The sequence below is a fragment of the Nodularia sp. LEGE 04288 genome (assembly GCF_963896525.1).
Classification (GTDB): Bacteria; Cyanobacteriota; Cyanobacteriia; order Cyanobacteriales; family Nostocaceae; genus Nodularia.
In genome coordinates, this window is sequence record NZ_CAWQOY010000098.1 from 1 (window position 1) to 11310 (window position 11310).

9 protein-coding genes are annotated in these 11310 nt (G+C 42.6%); 6 read left to right on the plus strand and 3 right to left on the minus strand.

Annotated features, from left to right (window positions below; genetic code table 11):
* Positions 1-268: 268 nt before the first annotated feature.
* Positions 269-1603, minus strand: coding sequence for a methyltransferase domain-containing protein (locus AACX33_RS09150; protein WP_193997509.1), 1335 nt, complete (start codon positions 1601-1603; stop codon positions 269-271).
* Between the two features lie 352 nt (positions 1604-1955).
* Here AACX33_RS09150 and AACX33_RS09155 point away from each other — a divergent pair, with 352 nt between their 5' ends.
* The 5 genes from AACX33_RS09155 (at position 1956) to AACX33_RS09175 (ending at position 7012) form a co-directional block, all read left to right on the plus strand.
* Positions 1956-2927 carry an FkbM family methyltransferase gene (locus tag AACX33_RS09155; RefSeq protein ID WP_193997508.1) on the plus strand — a complete coding sequence of 324 codons (972 nt, stop codon included), beginning with the start codon at positions 1956-1958 and terminating at the stop codon, positions 2925-2927.
* A gap of 365 nt (positions 2928-3292) precedes the next feature.
* Entirely contained in the window at positions 3293-4660 is a 1368-nt protein-coding gene (gene trxB / locus AACX33_RS09160) for a thioredoxin-disulfide reductase (protein WP_193997507.1), read from the plus strand.
* Positions 4661-4900: 240 nt separating this feature from the next.
* Positions 4901-5797, plus strand: coding sequence for an ABC transporter permease (locus AACX33_RS09165; protein WP_193997506.1), 897 nt, complete (start codon positions 4901-4903; stop codon positions 5795-5797).
* Between the two features lie 79 nt (positions 5798-5876).
* Complete coding sequence (locus AACX33_RS09170; RefSeq protein WP_193997505.1) at positions 5877-6080, plus strand: hypothetical protein; 204 nt, start codon at positions 5877-5879, stop codon at positions 6078-6080.
* Between the two features lie 38 nt (positions 6081-6118).
* Positions 6119-7012: an ROK family protein gene (locus AACX33_RS09175; protein WP_193997504.1), complete on the plus strand. Its 894-nt coding sequence runs from the start codon at positions 6119-6121 to the stop codon at positions 7010-7012.
* Between the two features lie 142 nt (positions 7013-7154).
* Here the strand turns inward: AACX33_RS09175 and AACX33_RS09180 are convergent, their stop codons facing one another.
* Both AACX33_RS09180 and AACX33_RS09185 read right to left on the minus strand, forming a co-directional pair.
* Positions 7155-7574, minus strand: coding sequence for a hypothetical protein (locus tag AACX33_RS09180; RefSeq protein WP_193997503.1), 420 nt, complete (start codon positions 7572-7574; stop codon positions 7155-7157).
* Positions 7575-7707: 133 nt separating this feature from the next.
* A complete protein-coding gene (locus AACX33_RS09185; protein ID WP_193997502.1) occupies positions 7708-9345 on the minus strand; it encodes a CTP synthase in 1638 nt (545 codons plus the stop codon).
* A gap of 90 nt (positions 9346-9435) precedes the next feature.
* Here AACX33_RS09185 and AACX33_RS09190 point away from each other — a divergent pair, with 90 nt between their 5' ends.
* Positions 9436-11232: an N-acetylmuramoyl-L-alanine amidase gene (locus tag AACX33_RS09190; protein WP_193997501.1), complete on the plus strand. Its 1797-nt coding sequence runs from the start codon at positions 9436-9438 to the stop codon at positions 11230-11232.
* The last annotated feature ends 78 nt before the right edge of the window (positions 11233-11310 follow it).

An 11310-nucleotide genomic window follows, 5' to 3' on the forward strand; every position in this document is an offset into this window, starting at 1 on the left:
CCCCTAACCCCTCCCCCTTCGGGTTCACCAGTCGCCTACGGTGGGAAACCCGCCTACAGCGCTGGTTCACCGCAAGCGAGGAGGGGAACTGGATTTCTCGTTCAATCATGTTTTTAGGGCTGGAAAACCTTTATGGGTAAGGATGTGTGTACACGATAGCCCCTGCAAGGAGAGAGGCTTTAACGTTTTTCCTTTTCCCTCTCCTTGTAGGAGAGGGTTAGGGAGAGGTCAGAAATCCGGGGAAGCTGAGTGAGGGGTAAAGTTGAAATTACGAATTAGCTTGAGGTTCCAGCATCACGTAACCAAAGCTTTCTAGCCTGATGAGCAACTGTTGGACTATATTGAAGGCTGCTTCTGACTCTGTAGGTTCTAAGGTGACAGGATCTAGGGGTCGAAATTGTTTCCAACGCTCTACCAGAGACATTATCGGCTGGGGTTGATCTAACAAAGGTATCAAGCAAGTGGCTCTTGAGCTTTCTAGCTCCTTAATTCCTTCTGTGGGTGATAAATATTCACTGATGGGAAATGGTCGAATTTCTCTGACGCAAGCGATGAGGTCTTCTTGGAATTTGGGAGTGTTTAACTGAGGACACAGATGCACCGTAGCTACTCGCCAATCAGAGTCAGTCCACTCTGTCAGTGGTACAGTAGCGGCGGCTAGCTGAGGATGACCACACCAAAAGTCAAGCAGCCGATTTACAGGATTTAGCAGCTCAAATAACTGTAGGCGCTCTTCTATAGATATATCTGGTAAGCTCATCGCCAGAAAAGCAGGTAAATTATCTGGATCTTGGAATAAATCCAGCAATTCCCACTGTCGCCAGTTCACCATATTGATAAACTCTAGGTCTGAGTCTCGCAAAGCCGTAAACATATCAGTGATGGTGTAACCTTTATCTGCTTGTAATAAGTGATTCATTAAAATTTTCTCTTTCCCAGACTCCAGTTCATAAGTAGAATTCCAAGCTGTAGTTTTAAGATAGACAGTATCTTTCAAAGCTTTCATGGTTTCTAGTACAATTTCAATCTCAAATTCTTGGGGATTTTCTGCCATCAAACCCATCATACCGAAGACTTTCTGAGCGCTGAAATAATTGAATCGCTGGATATAACTATGGAGATTTGTCCGAATAATTCCATCCGGCTTCAATACATTTTTCATTGCTTCTAAAGCCAGAGGTATATCAGGAAAAAGATAAAGTGTCTCATCACAATTAATATAATCAAATTGAAAATCTAGATGAGTTAGATTTTCAATTGATAGAATGTGAAATTCAGCATGATCAAAACCGTGATATTGCAAGCGTTGTTGTGCTAATTTAATTGATTCCGGTGAGATGTCAATACCGACAATTTTTGCTCCTGGATTAGCTTCTGCTAAAATTAAAGATTTATAACCACTGCCACATCCAGCATCTAAAATTACTTTGTTTTTGGGGTCTATAATTTTTTGATTTCTTACATAGTAAGCTGTAACTAAGCTATGAATATAAAGTAAATTTGGTTGTGTTTTAGGTGATTTCTCCAGGGGAATTCGGGGATAGGGAGAACTGTCAAATTGCTGTCGAATTTTTTCTAGTAACTCAGATGATATATTTACCATTGCAATTGCTCCTGATCCTAATTTTTTTTGCCGGGTCTAGATGCTTACACAAAGTTTATTATTCCCGAATTTTCAGATTTATAACACAACTGCACTAAGCGAGGGTGATTCGGAGTTACATAGACAATAACCTCACCCCCAACCCCTCTCTCCTTGCTTTCGCGTAGCATCTTCCTTTGGAAGAAGGATAGGGGAGACTTTAACGAAAGTAAAAGGCGGGGTGAGGTTTCCGCCAGACGTAGGCGATATTGATGGAGAGGACTAAAATCGTGACTACGAGCTTTTAATTATTGACAGTGTGGTATGTGCAATGCATACTTGCTCATACAAGTACAAAGAGATTGAACAAACTATGTCTGTTTTTCTAAAAAGTCTCAAAGAAAAAGGTCGCCTTGACCAAATTCATCTGACAATCTGCAATGTAGGATCTCGTAAATTATCATCACAAGATGATTACGGTGCTGGCGCTTGGAATGTATTTGCTCCTAACCTAACTATTTACGGATTTGATGCAGATGCAGATGCTTGTGAAGCTGCTGAATCTGAACTGGAGTTGCAAAATATCAATTGGACTGAAAAACATATTCCTTTAGCTCTGGGTAAATCTATAGAGGAGAGAACTCTTTATGTAACTAAGCATCCTATGTGTAGTTCTCTATATCCGCCGAATGAATCATATACAGACAGATTTTCCAGTTTACCGGAATTTTGTAATTTGGATTTCACTATGGAGATTGAGACAACTACATTAGATAGTTTTTGCGATGCTGAAGGAATTAATACGATAGATTTTTTACAAATTGATGTTCAAGGTGCGGAACTGGAAGTTTTAAAAGGAGCATCTAAAATTTTAAGCCGTGGGGTGTTGGGAATTGAAACAGAAGTTGAATTTTCACATATATATGTAAATCAACCTTTATTTGCTGATATAGATGGCTATTTAAGGGAACATGATTTTACATTATTTGACTTAAGAAATTCCTATCGGGTTCGCGCTCGCTCACCCATCGCATCGGCACAGCGTCCGGGACAGTTACTCTGGGGCGAGGCTTTTTATCTCCAAGATCCGATCAGAGAAAATGCGAATCTTCAGATTCAGGAACCAGCGAAGATTTTTAAATTAGCTTGTATAGCTGATGTTCTAGATTTTCCAGATTATGCTTTGGAGTTACTAGAATATTTAACAGTTAATTATGGCGATAATCCTGAATATAACTTTGCTGACTCTATTATAGAGAGCTTATCTAATTTTCCTGAGTTGGTGGAGATGGGTTTAGATTCTCTCCCTGTGGTAGCTAATATTCGTTCTTTTTTAAAGGTATAAAGATGATTTTACCAGTTTACCTTCTCCTGAACTAATACCAATTTAAGTGAAGGTTTGTAGTGAAGAATTTAGTTGTCTAAAAGATGCTCAAGCCCTGACTAACAATTCATATCAAGTCCGGTTAATTAGTTATGTTTTTCACAGTCTAGCACCCCACCATTTACCCCTCGTCATAATTAATGGTGGGTTACGGACTATCACTAAGCCACCCTATGAAACATAATTTTGATTAATGAAATCATTTGTGCGTAAATAGTAGCCTTAGTAAGGAGATGGGTAGGGGGTGAGTTTCTGTATTTGATTCAATCCGCATTCCTGAGTCGGTTATGATATATTAGTCATAGTCGTTATGAGTTTATATAAATATGGCTAACCCGATTGTAGAAAACTTAGTCATTATTGGTTCTGGGCCAGCCGGCTACACGGCCGCTATCTATGCGGGACGGGCGAATTTAAAACCTGTGGTGTTTGAAGGTTTTGAAATGGGGGGTTTACCAGGTGGTCAACTGATGACAACGACGGAAGTGGAAAATTTTCCGGGGTTTCCCCAAGGTATTACTGGACCGGAACTGATGGATAACATGAAGGCGCAAGCTGAACGCTGGGGGGCGGAGTTATATACTGAGGATGTGACTGCTGTGGATTTGAGTCAGCGTCCTTTTATTGTTCGTTCCGAAGAACGGGAAATCAAAACCCATAGTCTAGTTATCGCCACTGGTGCAACAGCCAAGCGTTTGGGTTTACCCAGTGAACATCAATTCTGGAGTCGGGGGATCTCTGCTTGTGCAATTTGCGATGGTGCGACACCAATTTTTCACGGTGCGGAATTAGCTGTGATTGGGGCTGGGGACTCGGCGGCGGAAGAGTCGATTTACTTGACTAAATACGGTTCTAAGGTGAATCTGCTGGTGCGTTCTGATCAAATGCGCGCTTCTAAAGCTATGCAAGACCGGGTTTTGAGTAATCCTAAAATCCAAGTACATTGGCATACTGAAGCTGTGGATATCTTCGGTGATGGTCACATGGCTGGGGTGAAGGTGCGTAATAATCAAACTGGTGAAGAAAGTAAACTTTACGCTAAGGGTTTATTTTACGCTGTTGGACACACTCCCAATACTAGGTTATTTCAAGGACAACTAGAACTGGATGAGGTGGGTTACATTGTCACTAAAAACGGTTCTGTAGAAACTAGTTTAGAAGGTGTGTTTGCAGCTGGGGATGTGCAGGATCATGAGTTTCGTCAGGCTGTTACGGCTGCTGGTACTGGCTGTATGGCGGCGATGTTGACTGAACGCTGGTTATCTACGAAGGGTTTAATTACTGAATTTCATCAGTCAGCGACTGCTGTTAATGAATTGGAATCCCAGCCTGCTCAGAAAACGGAAGCGGAAGCAGAGGCTGGATTTAATTTGCAGGCGACTCGCCATGAAGGGGGTTATGCTTTAAGGAAATTATTCCATGAAAGCGATCGCCTAATCATAGTCAAATACATTTCCCCTGGTTGCGGCCCTTGTCATACCCTGAAGCAGATATTAAATAAAGTCGTAGATGAATTTGAGGGTAAAATCCACTTTGTAGAAATTGACATCGACCAAGACCGAGATATTGCGGAAAATGCCAATGTCACAGGAACACCGACGGTGCAATTCTTTAAAAATAAGGAACTGTTGCAGGAAGTCAAAGGTATGAAGCAAAAGAGCGAGTATCGTCAGATAATTGAGCGTTATCTTTAGAAAGTCGGGAGTGGGGAAGAGTTTTCCTCATCCGCTAAATAATTTACGAACCAAAGATCCCCGACTTCTTGAAGAAGTCGGGGATCTGAGCCTATTTTGTGTTTGCAAAGTATATAAATAAACATAATACTCATGTTTTATCTGGAGGTGGAATTTCTAGGTAGGCATTCCCCGGATGGTTTCAGGAACGAGAGCATCTTATATGTAGAATAGTATCTTGCTTTATGCAGGCGATCGCTCATGGCCATGACTAAACGTCAGCTACCGACTTTTTTACGTTTTGCTCAAAATTCCAACCTTTCCCAAAAATTAATGCTGATTGGCATAGCCATTAGTTTATTTTTCCTCTGTTTGGCATTCTTTGCTCCTGTATTACAAGCTTGGGGATGGTTGCAAAACCCCAGAGAGTTTCTCTCTAACCCTATTCAAGAACCACCTTCAGCTAAATATTGGTTTGGTACGAGTCGTCTGGGACATGATGTATTTTCCCGCACATTGTTTGGCACTCAGGCTGCATTGCAAGTAGTATTTTTAGCGACAGCGCTGAGTATGTTTATTGGTGTGCCGTTGGGAATGGTGAGTGGCTATCTCGGCGGTAAATTAGATAAGGTGTTGCTGTTTTTGATGGATAGTATCTACACCTTACCAGGGCTACTGCTTTCTGTAACACTGGCTTTTGTGGTGGGGCGGGGAATTTTTAATGCCGCGATCGCCATTAGCATTGCCTACGTTCCCCAATATTATCGTGTTGTCCGTAATCACACTGTTAGCGTCAAAACAGAGGTATTTATTGAAGCGGCTCAAGCAATGGGTGCTTCTACTTGGGTGGTACTATCTCGCTATCTATTTTTTAACGTCATTCAAAGCGTACCCGTATTATTTACTCTGAATGCCGCCGACGCAATTTTAGTATTAGGCGGTTTAGGCTTTTTGGGGCTAGGACTTCCCGAAGAAGTGCCAGAATGGGGACATGACCTCAGACAAGCCCTAGAAGCCTTACCTACGGGAATTTGGTGGACTACCCTTTTCCCTGGTTTAGCAATGACATTGATGGTAGTAGGGTTATCATTACTGGGTGAGGGGTTAAACGAATTTGTCAATCCTCGATTACGGCGAGAAAATAAAATGGGGAAATAGTCAAAAATGAAGTTTTAATGGCATCTAACTGAGTATTTCTGCGTCTACATATTTTTGAAGTTATTACCGAGAGAGTTAAGTGAAAGATCATATTTCTTTAATTGCGGCTGCTACTGGTGGGTTTATGCTGTCTATCGCCCTGTCCGGTTTATTACGGGGTACACCGATGACAGCTTGGCAGCTACCATCAAGTTTTCATTCGGCAATGGTTACGAGTTCACCTGTGGCTGTCAAAAAAATCGAAAAATCGGAATTTTTGCGGGATAAAACCCAAAAAAGCTAAATTACTACATAGGTTAGGTCTGTCTTATATTTTTTCAGGTGGTTAATTCACAATTCATCGGTATTGATGTGGGGGGAACAGCGATTAAGCTGGGACGGTTCCAAGCAGATGGTACTTGCTTACAATCTTTGACTGTAGCAACTCCCCAACCATCGACACCAGAAGCAGTTCTAGCTGTTATGGTAGATGCGATCGCTCAAGTTGACCCGTATGATCAAGCTGTGGCTATTGGTGTGGGTACTCCAGGGCCTGCTGATACAACCGGACGCATTGCCCAAATCGCCATTAACTTACCGGGATGGCAAAATGTGCCTTTAGCAGACTGGTTAGAAGCGAAAACTGGTAAACCTACCGTGATTGCTAACGATGCCAACTGTGCAGGATTAGCAGAACATTGGTTGGGTGCCGGTCGCCACTTTCAAAATCTGATTTTGTTGACCTTGGGGACTGGGGTGGGTGGTGCGATTATTTTGGACGGTAAACTGTTTGTCGGTCATCAAGGCGCAGCTGGGGAACTGGGTTTAATTACTTTAAACCCCGATGGCCCTATCTGTAAGAGTGGCAATTCCGGTTCTTTGGAACAGTATGCTTCCATTACAGCAATTCGTCGCCGCACAGGTAAGGAACCCGCCGAGTTAGGCGCACTGGCCGCACAGGGAGATATGGCAGCATTGACTTTTTGGCAAGAATATGGTAGGAATTTGGGTATTGGTTTAGCTAGTTTGATTTACGTGTTGACACCGCAAGCAATTATTATTGGTGGTGGTATCAGTGCTAGCTTTGAGTTTTTTTTCCCCGCAGTTCAGGCAGAAATTGAGCAGCGAGTCATGCCGACATCTCGCGCCAAATTGCAAATTTTACCAGCAGAATTGGGCAATTCGGCGGGAATGGTAGGTGCAGCAAAATTGGCATCGTTAGTCATTGGTCATTAGTCATTGGTCATTAGTCATTGGTCATTAGTCATTGGTCATTAGTCATTGGTCATTGGAAAGTTTCTTTTCCCCTGCTCCCTGCTTCTTCTCCCCTGCTCCCTGCTCCCTGCTCCCCTGCTTCTTCCCCCACTCCCCATTTTCATTACAAAGAATATCCGGTTGACTTTTGCACAAATTTTAAAACTTTCTCATAAGATTCTGGATTACTTACGGGGCTAATAATAATGGGGATAGTCCCGTCAGGTAACCAAAATGTGATTCTGCCATTAGTTTCTTGACAAAAGGAACTAATACAGGTGAGGTTAATTATATATTCCTTTTGCTCATAAATAATTTTCACCCAATAGGCATCTTCTAGTTCTAACCCGGTAACAGATTGTATATATTCTTTAATTTTTTGATACTCTTCTAAATGAGTCTGTGGATTCAGCACAATAGGAATGGCGCAATCAGGTAGCCAAAAGGTTACTCTGCCGTTCTTTTCATAACAAAAAGCATTAACACGATCAAAATTGACCACATATTTTTTCCTATCGTAAAGGATTTTCACCCAGTACGCCACAACATCTCCTTAAGTTTGAAGTTTATGAATGATGCACCCTATATATAAAGGAAAATATCCTCAAGTCCTAAGTTAATGTTGCTTAGTACTAATTCAAAACTCAAAAAAGTGATTTTCTTGAGTTTTGAATTGTTTAAGAAACCTCTACGGGTGTTGGTAAGTTTGACATGGGATGAGTCCGGTTAATCGCGGCTTCCATAAATCCTTTAAATAAAGGATGAGGAGTGCTAGGACGCGAATGAAACTCTGGATGAAATTGACAAGCTAAAAAGAAGGGATGTTGCGGAAATTCTACGATTTCTACTAAGCGTCCATCGGGTGAAGTTCCACTGATCACATAGCCTGATTCCAACAACATATTACGATAAGTATTGTTGAATTCATAGCGATGGCGATGGCGTTCGTCAACGACTTCTTTTTGATAAAGATTAGCAGCCATAGTGTTAGGGACAAGATGACAAGGATAGAGTCCTAATCGCATGGTTCCGCCTAAATCAACTACATCCTGCTGTTCTGGTAATAAGTTAATGACTGGATACTTGGTTTCGGAGTCAAATTCGGCACTGTTAGCACCAATTAATCCTTCTACGTTTCTCGCCCATTCAATCACGGAACATTGCATTCCTAAGCATAAACCTAAGAAGGGGATTTGGCGATCGCGCGCATATTTAATTGCCGCAATTTTGCCGTCTACCCCCCGAACACCAAAACCTCCAGGAACTAAAATACCGTCAACACCGGCTAAATAGGTTTCGGGTGATTCGTTTTCTAAATCTTCGGAGTTCACCCACCGCAAACGCAAATCCCCATAGGTAGAAATCGCCGCATGACGCAGCGCCTCTACTACAGACAGATAAGCATCACTTAATCGCACATATTTCCCAACAATGGCAATTTCTACAGTATACTTAGGACTGTATAAGCGTTCCACCATTGTTTGCCACTGCACCAAATTCGGTTGGCGTTGTTCCATTTGCAGCAAATCTAAAACTTGCTCTGCCAGTCCTTCCCGTTCTACAATCAGCGGTACTTCATAAATACTGCTGGCATCTTGGGCAGTAATCACACATTCTTGAGGAACATCGCAAAATTCCGATAACTTGCGTTTTAATCCCAGAGGTATCGAGCGATCGCATCGACAGACTAGAATATCTGGTTGAATGCCAATGGATCTCAATTCTTTCACAGAATGTTGTGTGGGCTTCGTTTTCATTTCCCCAGCCGAAGCTATCCACGGGATGAGGGTAACGTGCATATACAACACATTTTGCCGTCCCACTTCCTTGCGTAACTGGCGAATAGCTTCCAAAAACGGCAGTGATTCAATATCGCCCACCGTGCCGCCGATTTCCGTAATTAATACAGATGGATTAGTATCTTGGGCAACCTTCAGAATCCGTTCTTTAATTTCATTGGTAATATGGGGTATAACTTGTACAGTACCGCCATTGTAGTCTCCGCGCCGCTCCTTATTAATTACCGCTTGGTAAATCGAGCCAGTGGTAACACTGTTTAACCGCGACATTGAGGTATCAGTAAAGCGTTCGTAATGTCCCAAGTCTAAATCCGTTTCAGCACCATCTGCGGTAACAAAAACTTCTCCATGCTGAAAAGGACTCATTGTACCTGGATCGATATTAATATAAGGGTCGAGTTTCAAAATCGACACCGAATAATCCCGCGATTTCAGTAACCGTCCCAGACTTGCTGCTACAATGCCCTTGCCAATACTGGAAACTACACCTCCAGTTACAAAAATAAATTTAGTCATAGTATAGGATTTTGAATTTTTAGCAACTTCTCAAAAAACATCCCGTAATTGTGCCACAGTGTCTGTGGTGAAATCTTTTGTGCTGTTGTCGTGAAAAAACTTCTAGGATTACTAATATTAGGGTTGATTGTTACCTCCTCTGTAGTAGCATTGGCAAGATCATCATTTTTGGTTGTTTATCCGGCAAACAATCACCAAACAAGCGCAGAAAAAATCTTCTTGATTGGCACAGCGCCACCAGATGGACAGGTTCTCATCAATGGTAAGCCAATTAACCGCAGTCAAGCAGGCCATTTTGCGCCAAGTTTTCCTTTGCAGTTGGGAGAGAATCTCTTTGCTGTACGTCACCAAAATCAAGAACTAAAAATTCAAGTTACAAGGTTAGCGACACAGCCTGAGTTACCTCAAGGATTAGCCTTTGCCAAAGATTCTCTGATTCCAGCAGCCGACATTGCCAGACTACCGGGAGAATTAATTTGCTTTAGCGCCATCGCACCCCCTAATGCCAGTGTATCTGTCAATCTGGCAAATCAAACTATTTCTCTTGCACCCCAATCTCAGCAGGTAAAACTACCAAGTAATTCTGCCGCCCTCACAGGAAGTAACCAGCCTACTGCCCAGTCTACCCCAGGAAAGTATGAAGGTTGCACTACAGTTGAACAACCTGGTTCCCCCTCCTCTGCTAACAACATCATTTCTGCTGCTAAAGTGGGAGATTTGGGTAAACCGGAATTTCAACTAACACTCAACGGAAAGACGATAACTCAACCAGGAACTGGAAAAATTCAAATTCTCTCACCTGCAAACTTAGAAGTTGCCGAGGTGGTAGCAGATGCAGGGGTAGCGCGTACAGGCCCCAGTACCGATTATTCCCGACTCACTCCACTTCCCAAAGGAACAAAAGCATCAGTGACAGGGCGTGAAGGTGAATGGTTGCGTCTCGACTATGGCGGTTGGATTAATAGTCAGGAAACTCGAGTTTTACCAGGTGCAATTCCGCCACGCACAACTATTCGTAGTGTCGGATATCGTCGGCTTCCTAGTGCCACAGAAATAGTTTTCCCTCTACAAGTTCCTGTACCAGTGAGTGTGCAACAAAGCGATGATAATTTCACTCTCACACTTTACAACACCACTGCCCAAACAGACACAATTCGCCTCGATGATGACCCCTTAATTTCTCGTCTCGATTGGCAGCAGGTAGTTGCAGGGCAAGCTCAATACACCTTTAACCTCAAAAAAGCTCAACAGTGGGGATATAAGCTCAGATACGACGACACAACCCTGATTTTAGCTTTGCGTCATCCGCCAACTATCGGGAGGGACAGACAAAAACCACTATCTGGCATTAAGATTCTACTCGATCCCGGACATGGTGGCAAAGAATCAGGTTCAGTGGGTCCGACTGGATATCCAGAAAAAGAAGTCAATTTAGTCGTGTCCAAGTTATTCCGCGATGAATTGCTGAAATTAGGAGCCAGAGTAGTCATGACTAGGGATACTGATATTGACGTTTCCCTGGGCGATCGCATGGCCATGATAGATCGAGAAGAACCAGCGATCGCACTTTCTGTACATTACAATGCTTTACCCGATAGCGGTGATGCAGAGAATACCAAGGGAATCGGCACTTTCTGGTATCATCCCCAAGCTCATAACTTAGCTATATTTATGCAAGATTATCTAGTCAAAAAGCTAAATAGACCTGACTATGGCGTATTTTGGAACAACTTAGCGCTGACACGTCCCCATGCTGCGCCATCTGTTTTATTAGAATTGGGTTTTATGATTAACCCCCAAGAATTTGAATGGCTGACAAATCCCCAAGAACAGAAAAAGTTAGCAAAGGTTTTGGCTGAGGGAGTTGTAGAGTGGTTTAAAACGTAGGGTGGGTTAGACGGCGATAAATTATATTTTCTGGAAAAGGTTTGTACCGTCGTAACCCACCTTTACGGCGATAAATCT